Raw genomic sequence first — 16,066 nt, forward strand, 5'->3', positions numbered from 1 at the left:
GCGGGGCTCAGGCGGGGTAGGCGGAGACCTCGGTCGCCTTGACGCCGGCCCACAGCGCCGTCCCCGGCTGGAGGCGCAGGGCCGCCACCGACGCCGCGGTGACCTCCGCGATGAGGGGGGCGACGTCCTCCGGGGCGCCGTCGACCGCGAGCCGCACCCGCGCGGTCCGGCCGACGAGCTCGACCGCCGTGACGTGCACCGGCCACGTGTTGCGCGTCGAGCCGCGCGGCGGGTCGGCGTAGAGGGCGACCGCCGACGGGGCGAACGCGACCCACGAGGGGCCGCGGTGCGCGTGCCCCGCGGAGACGACCGTGCCGATCGCCGTCTCGACGCCGTCGCCGTCGTCGGCCCGCCCGGCATGGAGGTTGAGTCCGACGACATGGGCGACGTAGGCGTCGCGGGGGCGCTCGACGACCTCGGTGGGCGTGCCCTCCTGGACGACGCGGCCGGCCTCGACGAACACGAGGTGGTCGGCGAGCGTGAGGGCGTCGAGCGGGTCGTGCGTGACGAGGACCGTCGTGCCCCGGAAGTCGCGCAGCCGGGCGGCGAGCCCTGCGCGGACCTGGGGGCGCAGCGCGGGGTCGAGCGCCGAGAGCGGCTCGTCGAGGAGGAGGAGGGCGGGGTCGGTCGCGAGGGCCCGTGCCAGGGCCACCCGCTGGCCCTGCCCGTGCGAGAGCTGGGCGGGGCGGCGCGGCCCGAGGTCGAGCAGGCCGAGGGCGTCGAGCTCGCGGTCGGCGCGCGCCGTGGCCTCGCGGCGCGACGTCCCCCGGCTGCGCGGGCCGAACGCGACGTTCTGCCGCGCCGTGAGGTGGGGGAGGAGGAGGTGGTCGGCCGCGAGCAGCCCGACGGCCCGGGACGACGGGTCGAGGTGGTGGCGCTCGTCGGCCCACGTCGTCCCGTCGACCCGGACGTGGCCGCTCCCGAGCCGCACGAGCCCGGCGAGCGCGTGGAGCAGGGAGGTCTTGCCGGAGCCGTTGGGCCCGAGGACCGCGACGACCCCGCCGTCGGGGGCCGCGAGGGTGACGTCGAGCTCGAGGCCGCCCCGCGTCATCCGGACGTGCGCGTCCAGGCTCATCGCACCCACCTCCCGCGCAGGAGGCCGAGCACCGCCACGGCCACGACGAGGAGGAGCAGGCTGAGGGCCACGGCCGTCTGCGGGTCGTCCTGCAGGGCGACGTACACGAGCAGGCTGGCCGTCTGCGTCTCGCCGGCGAAGTTGCCCGCGAAGGTGATCGTCGCGCCGAACTCGCCGAGGGCGCGGGCCCACGCCAGGGCCGTCCCGGACGCGATGCCCGGCGCGGCGAGGGGCAGCGCCACGTGGGTGAGGACGCGCAGCGGCCGGGCGCCGAGGGTGGCCGAGACGTCGAGCAGCCGGCGGTCGATGCCGCGCATCGCGCCCTCGACGGCGAGCACGTAGAACGGCAGCGACACGAAGACCTGGGCGAGGACGACCGCGACGGGGGTGAAGGGGATCCGCAGGCCGAAGACCTCGAGCAACGGCTCGCCGACGAGGCCACGCCGCCCGTAGGCCAGCAGCAGCGCGACACCGCCGACGACGGGCGGGAGGACGACCGGCACCGTGAGGACCGCCCGCAGCCACGTGGCCGTGCGCCCCTCGGCCCGGGACAGCAGCCAGGCGAGCGGGGTCCCCAGGAGCCAGCAGACGACGACCGTCGCGAGCGTGGTGACGACGGACAGCCGCAGTGCGGGCCGGACGTCGGGGTCGGCGAGCCGCCCGAGGACGCCCTCCCACTCGGTGCCCGCGAGCAGGCCGAGGAGAGGGAGGACGACGAGGAGGACGCCGAGGGCGGCGGGGACGACGAGGACGGACCGGGACAGGCCGACCCGCCCGCCCGCGGCCCTCGGGGCGGCGGCCGGTGGGGCGGCGGCCGGTGGGGCGGCGGCCGGTGGGGCGGCACCGGGCACGGCGCTCGGGTCCTTCACGGGGCGAGGAAGCCGGCGTCCCGCAGCGCCGCGCGCCCCTGCGGCCCGGCGAGGAACGCGGCGAAGGCAGCGGCGGCGGCGTCCTCGCCGAAGCGGGCGAGCGGGTAGTCGAGGGTGGTGTTCCGCTCGGGCGGGATCACCACGCCCTCGACCGCGCCCCGCGCGGACACGACGTCCGAGTGGTAGACGACGGCCGCGTCGGCCTCGCCGAGGGTGACCTTGGCCAGCGTCGCGCCGACGTCGACCTCCCGCGAGACGACGTGCGCGGTGACGCCGGCCCTCGTCAGCACCTCGTCGGCGGCCCTGCCACAGGGGACGGACTCGGCGCAGAGGACGACGGCGACGTCCCGCCGTGCGAGGTCGGCGAGCCCGGCGACCTTCGCGGGGTTGCCCGGCGGCGTGGCGATCTCGAGGGTGTTCCGCGCGATCGTCACGGTGCTCGTGGGCTCGACGTCGCCGAGCTGGTCGAGGGCGGGCGTGCCGGCGCTGGCGAGGAGGTCGACCTCGGCGCCCTGGGCGATCTGCTGCGCGAGCGTCGTGCTCGACCCGAAGCCGAGCCGGATGGTCGTGTCCGGGTTGGCCTGCTCGAACGCCTCGGCCAGCGCCCTGACGGGCCTGGTCAGCGACGCCGCCGCGAGCACCGTGACCTCACCGGTGACGCCGGTCCTCGCACCGGCGCCGGAGGTCGCGTCGCCGGTCCGCGTCGCGGTGTCCGCCGAGCCCGCGCCGCAACCGATGAGGAGGGGGAGGGCGAGGAGCACGACGACGGCGGGGACGGCTCGGACGGCCCGGACCGCTCGGACCGCTCGGACCGCTCGGACCGCGGCCGGGCCGGTCGTCATCGCGGCACCCCGACGATGACGTTGGTGGACTTGATGGTGGCGACGGCCACCGAGCCCACCTCGAGGCCGAGGTCGTCGACGGCCTCGCGCGACATCAGCGACACGACGCGGAACGGTCCGCACTGGAGCTCGACCTGCGCCATCACGGTGTCCTTGAGGACGCGGGTGACGATGCCGCGCATGCGGTTGCGCGCCGACTCGTCGGCGACGACGCCGACCGGTGCCGGGTGAGCGACCTCCTGGGCGACCGTCGCGAGGTCGGCTCCGTCGACGACGAGCCGACCGGCGTCGTCCTTGCCGCTGGGGAGGCGACCGGTGTCGACCATCCGGCGGACGGTGTCGTCGGAGACCCCGAGCAGCGCGGCGGCCTCACTGACTCGCAGCTGCGTCATGGATCGCAGATTAGCACCGCACCTGCGGAACCTCGAGGGCCCTTCAGCCCTCCGGGAGGCGCTGGTGCGTCGGCTCGCCCGCGGGGTCGCGGAAGTGGCCGAGGGAGGGGCGCTTGGCGTCGACGTCGTCGCCGGAGGAGGTGCCGCGCAACCGGCGCTGGACCCAGGGTGCGGCGTGCGTGCGGGCCCAGTCGGCGTGCCCGCGCAGGATCTCGGCGCGGGTGGCCCGGCTCGCCGGGGGCAACGGGGTCGTCCAGTCGGCGACGTCGGTGTCGTGGCCGAGGGCGGTGAGGGCGGCGAGCGCCACCCGCCGGTGCCCCTCGGTCGTCAGGTGGATGCGGTCGTCGGCCCACATCCGCCAGTCGCGCAGCGCCGCCATCCCCCAGAGGTTCAGGACGAAGCAGCGGTGCCGCTGGGCGATGGTGAACACGTTGGCGGCATGGGCCGCATGCCTCCCACGCAGGGCCTTGAAGAGCCCGGCGTCGCGGGTGTCGGTGGGGGTCGCGAGGAGGACGTCGGCGCCGGTTCGACGGATCCGGACGACGGCGTCCTCGAGACGTGCGGCGAGGGCGTCGACGTCGGCCGTCGGGCGGAGCAGGTCGTTGCCGCCGCCCACCATCGAGACGAGGTCGGGCTGCATCGACAGCGCGGTGTCGAGCTGGGGCCCGACGACGTCGTCGAGCTTGCGCCCCCGGACGGCGAGGTTGGCGTAGCCGAAGGGGAGGTGCTCGCGCTCGGCGAGGACGTCGAGCTGCTGCGCGAGGCGGTCGGCCCACCCCACGAAGGCCCCGGGGCGGTGCGGGTCGGGGTCGGACATCCCCTCGGTGAAGGAGTCGCCGATCGCGACGTACCGGGTCCACACCCGGCGGGACGAGGTGGTGGTCACGGGAGCCTCCAGTCGACGGGTTCGCCACCCTGCTGTGCGAGAAGGTCGTTCGCGCGGCTGAACGGCCGCGACCCGAAGAAGCCCTGGTGCGCGGACAGCGGGCTCGGGTGGGGTGACTCGACGCAGGGGATGCCGGGCAGGTGCGGCACGAGGCCCCGGGCGTCACGCCCCCAGAGGATCGCCACGAGGGGGCCGCCCCGGTCGACGAGGGCCTGGATGGCGGCGGCCGTGACGTCCTCCCACCCCTTGCCGCGATGGCTGGCGGGCTTGCCGGGGGTGACCGTGAGGACCCGGTTGAGGAGGAGCACGCCCTGGTCGGCCCACGGGGTGAGGTCGCCGCTGCTCGGGGTCGGCACCCCGAGGTCGGTGCCGAGCTCGGCGAAGATGTTGGCGAGGCTGCGGGGCACCGGCCGGACGTCCGGGGCCACCGAGAACGACAGGCCCACGGCGTGCCCCGGGGTCGGGTACGGGTCCTGGCCGACGACGAGCACCCGCACGTCGGCGAGGGGCCGCTCGAAGGCGCGCAGCACCATCGGGCCGCCGGGGAGGTAGCCCCGCCCCGCCGCGACCTCGCCGCGGAGGAACTCCCCGAGGCTGGCGACGACGGGCTCGACCGGGGCGAGGGCCTCGGCCCACGACGGGTGCACGAGGTCGCGCAGGGGCCGGGCCGGGGTCGAGGTGGACATCGTCCTCACCGTAGCCTCCGGGCCCCCGCCGCGGTCGAGTGGCCACGACACGCTGAAGGTCCGGCCGGTTCGTCAACGTGTCGTGGCCACTCGACGGGGGACCGGGGCCGGGGCCCCACCGCCGGGGTCGGCAGACTGGCCCCGTGACCTCCCCGCGCTGGCGCACCGTGCTGTTCGACCTCGACGGCACGCTCGCCGACACCATCCCCCTCATCGTCGCCTCGTACCAGCACGCCTTCCGGGAGGTGCTCGGCGAGGAGGTCGAGGAGGCCCGAGCGCGTGCCTGGATCGGGCGCCCGCTGCTCGGCGCGCTCCTCGAGGAGAGCCCCGAGCACGGCCACGTCCTCGACGAGACCTACCGAGAGTGGAACCTGGCCAACACCGCCGCGCTCATCCGCCGGTACGACGGCGTCCCCGAGCTCCTCGCCGCGCTCGGCGAGGCCGGCGTGACGACGGCCGTCGCGACCTCCAAGCGCCGTGAGACCGCGCGGCTGGCCCTCGACGGTGTCGGCCTCGACGGCGTCATCGAGGTCGTCGCCGCGCTCGAGGACACCACCCGCCACAAGCCGGACCCCGACCCCCTCCTCCACGCCGCGGCGACCCTCGGCGTCGACCCGGCAGCCTGCGTCTACGTCGGCGACGCGACGGTCGACGTCCTCGCCGCGAGGGGCGCGGGGATGGCGGCGGTCGCGGTCACGTGGGGGGCCGGCGAGCGCGGCGCCCTCGAGGCGTCCGGGCCCGACGCGGTCCTCGACACGGTCGCCGACCTGCACGCGTACCTCCTCGGCGGAGCCCGCACCTAGACTCGCCGCCGTGCACGGGAAGACCTACCAGCAGAACACCCACGCCGAGCTCTCGGCGCTGACGGCCGCGGTCGTCGGCTACGCCGAGGAGCGCGTCCGCATGGAGGCGCCGCTCGACCGCACGGCCACCCCCGAGGAGCTCGAGCGCGCGGTCGGACAGACCATCACCGCCGAGGGCCTCGGCGGGGTCGAGGCGATGCGACTGTTCGCCGAGGACCTCGCGCCCGCGTGCCTGTCGACGGACCACCCGCGCTACCTCTCATTCATCCCGTGCGCGCCGAGCGACGCGTCGGTGATGTTCGACCTCGTCGTCGGCGCCTCGTCGATCTACGCCGGGTCCTGGCTGGAGGGCGCCGGCGCGGTGTACGCGGAGAACCAGGCGCTGCGCTGGGTCGCCGACCTCGTCGGGCTGCCCGAGGGCGCGGGCGGCGTCTTCGTCCCCGGCGGCACCATCGGGAACCTCTCGGCCCTCCACGCCGCGCGGGCCACGGCGCGCCACCGCGCCCCCGAGGGCGTGCGGCCGTTCCGGGTCGCGGCCACCGCGGGCGCGCACAGCTCGATCGCCTCGGCGTGCGACGTCATGGACGCCGAGCTCGTGCCCGTCGAGGCCGACGAGAGGTGGCGGCTCACGGGCCCGAACCTGCGCCGCGTCCTCGAGGAGCACGGCCCCGAGACGTTCTTCGCCGTCGTCGCGACGAGCGGCACGACGAACTTCGGGATCGTCGACGACCTCGCCTCGGTCGCGGAGGTCTGCCGCGAGCACGGCATCTGGTTCCACGTCGACGGCGCGTACGGCGGCGCCGGCCTCGCCGCGCCCTCGGTGCGCGAGCTGTACACCGGCATCGAGCACTGCGACTCCTTCATCGTCGACCCGCACAAGTGGCTCTTCGCGCCGTTCGACTGCTGCGCGTTGCTCTACCGCGAGCCGGCCCTGGCGCGCGCGGCCCACACCCAGCGCGCGGGCTACCTCGACGTGCTCACCGACGCCCCCGACTGGAACCCCACCGACTACTCCGTCGGCCTCACCCGGCGGGCCCGCGGTCTGCCGTTCTGGTTCTCGCTCGTCGTCAACGGCACGGACGCCTACACCGCCGCGATCGAGCACACCCTCGACGTCGCCCGGTTCGCCGAGGAGGAGGTGACGCGGCGGCCGTACCTCGAGCTGGTCCGCGAGCGCGACCTGTCGGTCATCGTCTTCCGGCGCCTCGGGTGGACCCCCGCCGACTACCAGGCGTGGTCGGACCGGATGCTCGCCGACGAGTTCGCGTTCGTCGTCCCGACGGCCCACGACGGGGAGACGCTGGCGCGCTTCGCCATCGTCAACCCCGAGACGAGCACGGACGACATCGCGGCCATCCTCGACACCATGGCCTGACGGCACCCCGGCCAGCACCAGTCACCACTTTCCCGCCTGATGCCAGAAGCTGGCGAAGGACACCCCGAACTTCGGGGTGTCCCACCGAAGGTTTCGGCATCAGGCGGGAAAGTTGGGACAAGGAGGATGGGGGTGGTGGGGCCGGTGTGACTCGTGAGTCTGGGGGTCCGCAGGATGTCCAGCCGACACGCGGCGGACCTCCCCGACGAATGACATCCGTGTCATTCCGGCGGGTACAGTGGGCGCACCGGGACACCAGCCACGAAGGGTCGAGGATCAAACCAGTGAGCGCCGCCTCCGAACAGCTCAGCACCGCCGCACCGTCGACGGGACTCAGCGAGCGAGACCGCGAGATCATCGCCTTCGAGCGACAGTGGTGGAAGTACGCCGGCTCGAAGGAGACGGCGATCAAGGAGCTGTTCGACATGAGCTCCACGCGCTACTACCAGGTGCTCAACGCCCTCATCGACCTCCCGGCCGCCCTCGAGCACGACCCCATGCTCGTCAAGCGCCTGCGCCGCCTGCGGGCCAGCCGTCAGCGGGCTCGCAGCGCCCGCCGCCTCGGGATCGAGCCCTAGCCCCGCAGGCTCCACAGACCAGAGACGCCCGTCCGTGAGGGAAGCCGGACGGGCGTCTCTGCACGTGGGGGCGACGCGCGCCCGCACGGCGGGGTCAGGGCAGGTCGGGGTCGGGGAACTCGACGGGCCAGCCCTTCTTCGCGAGCTGGTCGCGCACGCGGCGCAGGTCGTTCTCGCTCGCGTCGACGTGGGTGTACTCGGTGATCGCCGCCGCGATGTCCGAGGGCCCGGCCGGGCTGACGTCGGCGCGGCGCAGCGCCTTGGCGACCTTCTTCACCTCGCTGCGGGTGAGCCGGCGCTCGAGGAGGGCGAGCAGGGGGAGGTAGTCGTGCTCGGGCACGCCGCCCGGGTAGCCCTCGCGCAGCCAGCTGACGATCCGGGCCAGAGGGCTGCCCTCGCGCGGGGGCGCCTCGTCCTCCTCCTCGTCGGACCCGCCGAGCGGCCACCCGCCGAGGACGAGCTTGGCCGACACCCGACGGATCTGCTCGTCGTCGGGGATGAGGGCGCGGCCGGCCTTCGCGGAGATGATGCCCTCGGCGAGCAGGCGGCGCAGGACGTCCTGGGCCGCCTCGGCGCCGAGGCGCTGCTGGAGCACGGCACCGAGCGCGGGAGCCTCGCGGTCCGGGACCCCCGTGGGGTACCCGGTCCGGATCCACTCGATGACGGCGGCGTTGAGCTGCTTCATGGTCGGTCAGTCCTTGTCGACGATGACGGGGAGGATCGGGTCGAAGACGACCTCCTTGCCGAAGCCCGAGGCCACGACGATCGTGATCCCGAGGGCGACGCCGCCGAGGACGACCGCGAAGCAGAGCACGGCGAGGAGCCGGCCGATCGGGTGCGGCGGTGCGTGGTCGACCTCGGCGTCACCACCGACACCGTAGGCGAGGCTGCGGATGCCCAGCGCGAACACGGCAGGGAGCCCGGCGCCGAGGACCAGGCCGGCGAGGAGCACCTTGAGGGCGCCCTCCAGGGCGAACGTGACGTTGTGCACGGGGAGTCTCCTCAGTGGGCGTGGTCGTGGGGGCGGGTGGGCGCGGGCGAGGTGCTGCTGCCCTGGCCCTCCCACTCGTCGTTGACGTTGTGGGCGCCGACGGCGGTGTGGCGCGAGCGCATCCACATCCAGGTCGACAGGGCGGCGAGGACGAGGAAGACGACGATCGCGCCGAGCGTGCCGCCGAGCCCCTTCCCGACGAGGTACATGAGGGCGCCGACGAGACCGGCGCTCGGCAGGGTGATGGCCCACGCGGCGACCATGCGGCCCGCGACGCCCCAGCGGACGTGGGCGCCCGGCCGGCCGACGCCGGACCCGAGGATCGAGCCGGTGGCGACGTGGGTCGTGGAGAGCGCGAAACCGAGGTGGCTCGAGGAGAGGATGACCGCGGCCGAGCTGGACTCGGCGGCCATGCCCTGCGCGGGCGAGATCTCGATGAGGCCCTTGCCGAGGGTGCGGATGATCCGCCACCCGCCGAGCCAGGTGCCGAGGGCGATCGCCGCGGCGGCGGTGACCTTGACCCACAGGGGGACGCTGCCCGTGTCGGTCCAGTGGCCCGCCGCGATGAGCGCGAGCGTCATGACACCCATCGTCTTCTGCGCGTCGTTCGTGCCGTGCGCGAGCGAGACCAGGGAGGCCGACCCGATCTGGCCCCAGCGGAAGCCCTTCTGACGCCAGCGGTCGGTGACCCCCTCGGTGATCTTGAAGACCAGCCAGGTGCCCACGGCCGCCACCGCGATCGCGATGGCCGGCGAGATGAGGGCCGGCAGGAGGATCTTGCCGACGACGCCGTCGAGCTTGGTCCCGTCCCCGACCCACTTCACGCCGCTGATGCCGAGCCCGGCCAGCGTCGAGCCGACGAGCCCGCCGAGCAGGGCGTGCGAGGAGCTCGAGGGCAGGCCGTACAGCCACGTGAAGAGGTTCCACACGATGCCGCCGACGAGTCCGGCGAGGACGATGAGGAGGAGGTTCTGCCCGCCGGACGCGAGCAGCTCGCCCTTGGGCGCCCCGCTCTTGTCCTGGAGGTTGACGACGGCGTTGGTCACGGTGAGGGCGACCTCGACGGAGAGGAAGGCGCCCACGAGGTTGAGGATCGCCGACAGCGCGACGGCCACCTTGGGCTTCAGCGCACCGGTGGCGATGGAGGTGGCCATCGCGTTGCCGGTGTCGTGAAAGCCGTTCGTGAAGTCGAAGGCCAGTGCCGTCACGATGACGAGCACGAGGGTGATGGTTGCTGCGTCCACGAGGCAGCAGTCTTGCGCGGCCATCGGCACTTCACCAAGGCGAGGGCCGTCGTTCACCCTCCGTTCACCTGTTCCGTGCGTGGGTGGGGCGGAAGTGGTCTGCGAGGATGCCGAGGTGACCGACCTCGACTGGAGCACCCCCGCCGGCCTCGCGGCCATCAAGGACCACCTCGCGGCCCGGATCGAGGGCTGGCGGGCACCGGTGGCGTACGCGGTCGCGCTCAGCCCGGCCTCGTCGTCACCGGAGTGGGTGTTCCCCCACGTCAACGCCCCGGGCGGGACGCACGGGCTCCCCGCGGTCGTCCTCGCGACGGTGCTGCGGCACGACGGGTCGACCGCCACGGTGCCCCTCTCGCGCCCCGAGCTCGCCGCCGCCGTCGAGTCGCTCGAGCCGGCCGAGGCGTGCACGACCGTCGACCACCCGAACCTCGCGGCCTGGCGCCAGGTGCTCGCCGAGCTCGAGGGCAACCCCGCCCGCGAGGCCGTCGCGGTGTTCGTCGCCGACCTCGAGGACCCCGTGGCCTCCGAGGCCGACGGCTCGATGCGGGCGACCTTCGAGGGCCACGAGCCCGTCCTCTGACCCGGGGCCACACCCGACACGCCCGCAGGAGGTCCGGTGGTCGAGACGCTGGAGGCCTTCGTCCGGGCCCACGCGGCCGCGCCGTGGGTCCTCCTCGTCGTGGCGCTCCTCGCCGCGGGTGACGCCCTCCTGCCGCCCCTCCCGAGCGAGACGGTCGTCGTGGCCCTCGCCGCGATCTCGGTCGCGGCCTCGGGCCCGAACCTCGTCCTCCTCGCCGCCGCCGCGGCCACGGGCGCGTTCGTCGGTGACACGACGGTCTTCCTCCTCGGCCGGCGCTTCGGCACCGCCCGCCTCGCCCGCGTGCGGCGCCGGGGCCTGCGCCGCGCCCTCGACCGCGCGGCGGACATCCTGGAGCGGCGCGGCGGCCTCGTCATCCTCGCGGCCAGGTACGTGCCGGTGGGGCGGGTGGCCGTCGACCTCACCGCCGGGGCCGGTGGGTTCGGCCCGCGCCGGTTCGTCGGCCTGGCCGCCCTCGCGGCGGTGTCGTGGGCCGCGTGGACGGTCTCCGTGGGGGCGCTCGCCGGCCACTGGCTCGACGACAACCCCCTGCTGGGCGCCGCCGCCGGCATCACCGTCGCGCTCGCCCTCGGGTTCGCCGCGGACCACGCGGTGCGCGTCGTCCTCCGGCGCCGCGGGCGCTGAAGGGCGCCGGCGCCCGTTCCACCGGCGACGGGTCGTTTGCACTCTCCCCCCGAGAGTGCCAATAATGGCGTTAGCACTCTCCCCTTGAGAGTGACAATCCTGACCGGTCCGGTGAGGGTCGGGACGCCACGGCGACGTGAGCCGCGGCTCCCGGTCCGTCCGTCGCGGGCACCACCGGTCCCACCTTCGACTCGCGTGGGAGGAACCACCCGAATGGCCAAGATCATCGCTTTCGATGAGGAGGCTCGCCGCGGTCTCGAGCGGGGCATGAACACCCTCGCCGACGCCGTCAAGGTCACCCTCGGCCCCAAGGGCCGCAACGTCGTCCTCGAGAAGAAGTGGGGCGCCCCCACCATCACGAACGACGGCGTCTCGATCGCCAAGGAGATCGAGCTCGACGACCCGTACGAGAAGATCGGCGCCGAGCTCGTCAAGGAGGTCGCGAAGAAGACCGACGACGTCGCCGGTGACGGCACGACGACCGCCACCGTCCTCGCCCAGGCGCTCGTCAAGGAGGGCCTGCGCAACGTCGCGGCCGGCGCCAACCCGATGGCGCTCAAGCGCGGCATCGAGAAGGCCGTCGCGGCCGTCTCCGACGAGCTGCTCGCCAACGCCAAGGACGTCGAGACCAAGGAGCAGATCGCTGCCACGGCCTCGATCTCCGCTGCTGACCCCCAGATCGGCGAGATGATCGCCGAGGCCATGGACAAGGTCGGCAAGGAGGGCGTCATCACCGTCGAGGAGAGCAACACCTTCGGCCTCGAGCTCGAGCTCACCGAGGGCATGCGCTTCGACAAGGGCTACATCAGCCACTACTTCGTCACCGACGCCGAGCGCATGGAGGCCGTGCTCGAGGACCCCTACGTCCTCATCGCGAACTCCAAGATCGGCTCGATCAAGGACCTGCTGCCCCTCCTCGAGAAGGTCATGCAGTCCGGCAAGCCGCTGCTCATCATCGCCGAGGACGTCGAGGGCGAGGCCCTGTCGACGCTCGTGGTCAACAAGATCCGCGGCACCTTCAAGTCGGTCGCCGTCAAGGCGCCCGGCTTCGGTGACCGCCGCAAGGCCATGCTCGGCGACATCGCCATCCTCACCGGTGGCCAGGTCATCTCCGAGGAGGTCGGGCTCAAGCTCGACACCGCCGACCTCGACCTGCTCGGCCGTGCCCGCAAGGTCGTCGTCACCAAGGACGAGACGACCGTCGTCGAGGGCGCCGGGGACAACGACCAGATCCAGGGTCGGGTCAACCAGATCCGCGCCGAGATCGAGAAGTCGGACTCCGACTACGACCGCGAGAAGCTCCAGGAGCGCCTCGCCAAGCTCGCCGGCGGCGTGGCCGTCATCAAGGCGGGCGCGGCCACCGAGGTCGAGCTCAAGGAGCGCAAGCACCGCATCGAGGACGCCGTCCGCAACGCGAAGGCCGCCGTCGAGGAGGGCATCGTCGCCGGTGGTGGCGTCGCCCTCATCCAGGCCGGCGCCAAGGCGTTCGCCAACCTCACCCTCGAGGGTGACGAGGCGACCGGCGCCAACATCGTCAAGGTCGCCATCGAGGCGCCGCTCAAGCAGATCGCGGTCAACGCCGGTCTCGAGGGCGGGGTCGTCGCGGAGAAGGTCAGCAACCTCGAGTCGGGCTGGGGCCTCAACGCCGCGACCGGCGAGTACGTCGACCTCGTCGCGGCCGGTGTCATCGACCCGGCGAAGGTCACCCGCTCGGCGCTGCAGAACGCGGCGTCCATCGCGGCGCTGTTCCTCACGACCGAGGCCGTCATCGCCGACAAGCCGGAGAAGGCCGCCCCGGCCATGCCCGGCGGCGACGACATGGGCGGCATGGGCTTCTGAGCCCCGTCACCCGACGCACGCACACGAGGGCGGTCCCCCCAGCCGGGGGGCCGCCCTCGTGCCGTGTGCGGGCGCGGGTCAGCGCATGCGCAGTCCGCGGCCCTCGACCCGGCCCGACCGCGCCCTGCGCAGCAGCCAGGCCGCCGTGGTGCCCCACAGGGCCACGAGGACGATGCCGGTGACGATGCTCGCCGGGGCTCGCAGCTCGTCGCGGCCGAGGACGACGAACGGCACGCCGAGGATCCCGTAGGCGAGGAGCGAGAGCCCCTTGTCGCCCGGGCCCCAGCGGCGCGACAGCAGCACCATGACCATCCCCGCGACCCACCCGGCCGGCGCGACGGGCTCCGTCGCGGGGATGACGGCGAGGAGGACGGACGCGACGAGGACGGCCACGGCCGCGATCTCGAGGCGGGGCGCCTCCGCCTCGGCCGGCTCGGCGGGCCCGTCGAGGTCGGTGGTCTCGTCGGGCGAGTCGGGCTCGTCGGCGTCGGACCGGGGGTCGGGCATGGCGGTCACCGTAGCCGGGTCGGGGTCCAACCCGGGTGACCACCCACAGCCGCCACGCAGCCGCGCGGTGCACGATGGGGTGATGAGCAGCCCCGGACCCCGCCCGCACGACGACGCCCTCGTCCTCGGGCCCCTCCTCCGGTACGTCGACGAGACGTCGGCCACCGTGTGGGTCCGGACGGCGGAGGCGGCCACGGTCACCGTCGGGCGGGCCGGGCGGACGTGGTCGGCCCCGACGTTCTGCGTGCACGGGTCCCACTACGCGCTCGTCGTCTGCGACGGGCTGCTCCCCGGGTCCGAGGACCCCTACACGGTCGACCTCGACGGCGAGCCGGTCTGGCCCCGTGAGGGGATGCCGCCGAGCCGGATCCGCACCCTCGACCCCGCGCGAGCGGTCCGCCTCGCGTTCGGGACCTGCCGCACGACGGGGTCGCACGACGAGGAGGGCAACCGGGCCCACGGGGTCGACGCCCTGCGCAGCCTCGGGGTCGCGCTGCGCGACGACCCGGCGCGTGCGTGGCCCGACCTGCTGCTCCTCCTCGGCGACCAGGTCTACGCCGACACGACGCCGCACCCCGAGCTCGAGGAGTTCATGCGCGCCCGCCGCAGCCTCGACGAGCCGCCGGGCGAGGAGATCAAGGACTACGTCGAGTACGCCGAGCTGTACCGGCTCGCGTGGAGCGACGACGTCATCCGGTGGGTCCTGTCGACGGTGCCGAGCGCGATGATGTTCGACGACCACGACATCCGCGACGACTGGAACACCTCGTGGTCGTGGCGCCGCGACATCCGGGCGACGACCTGGTGGCAGGAGCGGATCGTCTCGGGCCTGGCCGCCTACTGGGTCCACCAGCACATCGGCAACCTCTCTCCGGCCGAGCTCGCCGAGGAGGAGGTGTGGCGGGCCGTCGCCGCACACGCGGCCGCCCACGAAGGACGTCGGACGGGCGAGGAGCCGGGCGAGCTCGACCTCACCGCCGCCCTCGAAGCCCTGGCGCACCGCGCCGACGCCGAGCCGTCGACCTACCGGTGGAGCTACACGCGCGCGCTCGGTGACTCGGCGCTCGTCGTCATCGACAGCCGGGCCGCGCGCGACCTGCGACCCGACTCGCGCTCGATGCTCGACGAGGTCGAGATGGCGTGGCTCGACGGCGTCCTGCGCGGAGGGGTCCGGCACCTGCTCGTCGGGACCTCGCTGCCCTTCCTCCTGCCGCCGGGCCTGCACGACTTCGAGGCGCTGAACGAGGCGATGGCGCAGGGCGCGTACGGCCGCCGGGTGGCCCACGCCGCCGAGCGGCTGCGCCGGACCATCGACCTCGAGCACTGGGCCGCGTTCAACGACGGCTTCGACGAGGTCTTCGAGATGGTCGTCTCCGTGGCGCGCGGCGAGCGCGGCCCCGCGCCGGACACCGTGACGTTCCTGTCCGGCGACGTCCACAACTCCTACCTGGCCGAGGTCACCGACCCGGCCGGGGCCGGAGCGCGCTCGCGGATCGTGCAGGCCGTGTGCTCCCCGATCCGCAACCCGATGCCGCGCGGCGTCCGCGTCGTCATGTCGCTGTTCGCCCGCTCCCTCGTGCGCCCCATGCGGGCCATCGCCTCGCGCTCGCGTCGAGTGCCCGACCCGGCGTACCGGTGGGCGGTCACCCACGGGCCGTGGTTCGACAACAACATCTCGCTCGTCCACGTCGCCGACCGGGGCCTGGAGCTCGAGTGGGTCACCGGGGTCGTCGAGGACGACGTCGACCGCCCGCGGCTGCGCACGGTGTACGCCGCACGGATCGACCCGCCGGCCCCCGAGGGGCGTCCGCGCGCCGGGGTCGGCTCGGGGTCTGTTCAGGGTCACCCACGAGGGCGGAACACCGAGGGCGTCGCCTAGCGTTGGCGGGGCAGGTGCGGTGCACGCCGGACCGCCCCGGTCGGACCACGACGGTCCTCCGCTCCCGTGGGCTCACGCCCCTCCCCGAAGGACCCGCCGATGACCCTCGCGAACGCCACCGCCACGACGACCGGCGCGAAGGTGTCCGCCGCCCGCGTCGAGGGCCTGACGAAGGTGTACGGCTCGGGGGAGACGCGGGTCGTCGCCCTCGACGACGTCAGCCTCGACCTGTACGCCGGCGAGTTCACGGCGATCATGGGCAAGTCGGGCTCGGGCAAGTCGACGCTGATGCACTGCGCTGCCGGGCTCGATGACGCGACCGCGGGGCACGTGTGGCTCGGCGACGTCGACCTCACGACCCTCAAGGAGAAGCACCTCACCGAGCTGCGCCGCGACCGCATCGGCTTCGTCTTCCAGGCCTTCAACCTCGTGCCGACGCTCACCGCCGAGGAGAACATCGCCCTCCCCGCGGCCATCGCCGGGCGGGCACCGGACCAGGCGTGGTTCGACGAGGTCGTCGACACCGTGGGCCTGCGCGACCGGCTCGGCCACCGCCCGAGCGAGCTGTCGGGGGGCCAGCAGCAGCGCGTCGCCTGTGCCCGAGCGCTCGTGGGCCGACCCGACATCGTCTTCGCCGACGAGCCCACCGGCAACCTCGACTCCACCTCCGGCGCCGAGGTGCTCGGCTTCCTCCGCCGGGTCGTCGACACCCACGGGCAGACGGTCGTCATGGTGACCCACGACCCCGGCGCCGCGAGCTGGACCGACCGGGTCGTCTTCCTCGCCGACGGGCACGTCGTCGACGAGCTGCGCGACCCCACGCCGGAGCGGGTCCTCGAGCGCATGGCGGCGCTCGACTCCCACGTCGGGGCCTGACC

General features: G+C 74.1%; 18 protein-coding genes. 8 read left to right on the plus strand and 10 right to left on the minus strand.

Features of this window, described 5'->3' with window-relative positions:
* Positions 1-7 precede the first annotated feature (7 nt).
* The 6 genes from ACK8HX_RS08530 to ACK8HX_RS08555 all read right to left on the minus strand — a co-directional run bounded on the left by ACK8HX_RS08530 (position 8) and on the right by ACK8HX_RS08555 (position 4,750).
* Positions 8-1,075 carry a sulfate/molybdate ABC transporter ATP-binding protein gene (locus tag ACK8HX_RS08530; protein ID WP_411940255.1) on the minus strand — a complete coding sequence of 356 codons (1,068 nt, stop codon included), beginning with the start codon at positions 1,073-1,075 and terminating at the stop codon, positions 8-10.
* Positions 1,072-1,944 (minus strand): ABC transporter permease, encoded by an 873-nt coding sequence (locus ACK8HX_RS08535; protein ID WP_411940256.1) that lies wholly within the window; start codon positions 1,942-1,944, stop codon positions 1,072-1,074. The genes ACK8HX_RS08530 and ACK8HX_RS08535 overlap by 4 nt, the downstream gene beginning before the upstream one ends.
* Entirely contained in the window at positions 1,941-2,786 is an 846-nt protein-coding gene (gene modA / locus ACK8HX_RS08540; RefSeq protein WP_411940257.1) for a molybdate ABC transporter substrate-binding protein, read from the minus strand. The genes ACK8HX_RS08535 and modA overlap by 4 nt, the downstream gene beginning before the upstream one ends.
* Complete coding sequence (locus ACK8HX_RS08545) at positions 2,783-3,178, minus strand: TOBE domain-containing protein (RefSeq protein ID WP_411940258.1); 396 nt, start codon at positions 3,176-3,178, stop codon at positions 2,783-2,785. Before ACK8HX_RS08545 ends, modA begins: the two co-directional genes overlap by 4 nt.
* 43 nt (positions 3,179-3,221) lie before the next feature.
* Positions 3,222-3,995, minus strand: a complete 774-nt coding sequence (locus tag ACK8HX_RS08550; protein WP_411940338.1) for an SGNH/GDSL hydrolase family protein — start codon at positions 3,993-3,995, stop codon at positions 3,222-3,224.
* Between the two features lie 65 nt (positions 3,996-4,060).
* The gene (locus tag ACK8HX_RS08555) at positions 4,061-4,750 is read right to left on the minus strand and encodes a uracil-DNA glycosylase (RefSeq protein WP_411940259.1); all 690 of its coding nucleotides are present in this window, start codon (positions 4,748-4,750) and stop codon (positions 4,061-4,063) included.
* Positions 4,751-4,893: 143 nt separating this feature from the next.
* Here ACK8HX_RS08555 and ACK8HX_RS08560 point away from each other — a divergent pair, with 143 nt between their 5' ends.
* The 3 genes from ACK8HX_RS08560 to ACK8HX_RS08570 all read left to right on the plus strand — a co-directional run bounded on the left by ACK8HX_RS08560 (position 4,894) and on the right by ACK8HX_RS08570 (position 7,506).
* The gene (locus ACK8HX_RS08560) at positions 4,894-5,553 is read left to right on the plus strand and encodes an HAD family hydrolase (protein ID WP_411940260.1); all 660 of its coding nucleotides are present in this window, start codon (positions 4,894-4,896) and stop codon (positions 5,551-5,553) included.
* A 10-nt stretch (positions 5,554-5,563) separates the two neighbouring features.
* Positions 5,564-6,928 carry a pyridoxal phosphate-dependent decarboxylase family protein gene (locus ACK8HX_RS08565; protein WP_411940261.1) on the plus strand — a complete coding sequence of 455 codons (1,365 nt, stop codon included), beginning with the start codon at positions 5,564-5,566 and terminating at the stop codon, positions 6,926-6,928.
* A 284-nt stretch (positions 6,929-7,212) separates the two neighbouring features.
* Positions 7,213-7,506, plus strand: coding sequence for a DUF3263 domain-containing protein (locus tag ACK8HX_RS08570; RefSeq protein ID WP_411940262.1), 294 nt, complete (start codon positions 7,213-7,215; stop codon positions 7,504-7,506).
* A 94-nt stretch (positions 7,507-7,600) separates the two neighbouring features.
* On the opposite strand, the gene ACK8HX_RS08575 is transcribed toward ACK8HX_RS08570, so the two are convergent.
* The 3 genes from ACK8HX_RS08575 to ACK8HX_RS08585 are packed head-to-tail and all read right to left on the minus strand — an operon-like array spanning position 7,601 to position 9,741.
* On the minus strand, positions 7,601-8,191 hold the full coding sequence (locus ACK8HX_RS08575; RefSeq protein ID WP_411940263.1) for a DUF3349 domain-containing protein: 591 nt from the start codon (positions 8,189-8,191) through the stop codon (positions 7,601-7,603).
* Positions 8,192-8,197: 6 nt separating this feature from the next.
* Positions 8,198-8,497, minus strand: coding sequence for a hypothetical protein (locus tag ACK8HX_RS08580; protein WP_411940264.1), 300 nt, complete (start codon positions 8,495-8,497; stop codon positions 8,198-8,200).
* Between the two features lie 11 nt (positions 8,498-8,508).
* On the minus strand, positions 8,509-9,741 hold the full coding sequence (locus ACK8HX_RS08585) for an inorganic phosphate transporter (protein ID WP_411940265.1): 1,233 nt from the start codon (positions 9,739-9,741) through the stop codon (positions 8,509-8,511).
* 115 nt (positions 9,742-9,856) lie between these two features.
* Between ACK8HX_RS08585 and ACK8HX_RS08590 the strand changes: the two genes are divergently transcribed.
* From ACK8HX_RS08590 to groL, 3 genes are all read left to right on the plus strand, one after another.
* On the plus strand, positions 9,857-10,321 hold the full coding sequence (locus ACK8HX_RS08590; RefSeq protein ID WP_411940266.1) for a hypothetical protein: 465 nt from the start codon (positions 9,857-9,859) through the stop codon (positions 10,319-10,321).
* A gap of 36 nt (positions 10,322-10,357) precedes the next feature.
* Complete coding sequence (locus tag ACK8HX_RS08595) at positions 10,358-10,963, plus strand: DedA family protein (protein ID WP_411940267.1); 606 nt, start codon at positions 10,358-10,360, stop codon at positions 10,961-10,963.
* A 213-nt stretch (positions 10,964-11,176) separates the two neighbouring features.
* Entirely contained in the window at positions 11,177-12,802 is a 1,626-nt protein-coding gene (gene groL, locus ACK8HX_RS08600; protein WP_411940268.1) for a chaperonin GroEL, read from the plus strand.
* A 78-nt stretch (positions 12,803-12,880) separates the two neighbouring features.
* Here groL and ACK8HX_RS08605 read toward each other — a convergent pair whose 3' ends face one another.
* Complete coding sequence (locus ACK8HX_RS08605) at positions 12,881-13,309, minus strand: hypothetical protein (RefSeq protein WP_411940269.1); 429 nt, start codon at positions 13,307-13,309, stop codon at positions 12,881-12,883.
* Positions 13,310-13,391: 82 nt separating this feature from the next.
* Here ACK8HX_RS08605 and ACK8HX_RS08610 point away from each other — a divergent pair, with 82 nt between their 5' ends.
* Positions 13,392-15,188, plus strand: coding sequence for an alkaline phosphatase D family protein (locus ACK8HX_RS08610; RefSeq protein WP_411940270.1), 1,797 nt, complete (start codon positions 13,392-13,394; stop codon positions 15,186-15,188).
* A 99-nt stretch (positions 15,189-15,287) separates the two neighbouring features.
* On the plus strand, positions 15,288-16,064 hold the full coding sequence (locus ACK8HX_RS08615) for an ABC transporter ATP-binding protein (RefSeq protein WP_411940271.1): 777 nt from the start codon (positions 15,288-15,290) through the stop codon (positions 16,062-16,064).
* Positions 16,065-16,066: the final 2 nt, after the last annotated feature.

Source organism: Oryzobacter faecalis (assembly GCF_046764005.1).
Classification (GTDB): domain Bacteria; phylum Actinomycetota; class Actinomycetes; order Actinomycetales; family Dermatophilaceae; genus Oryzobacter; species Oryzobacter faecalis.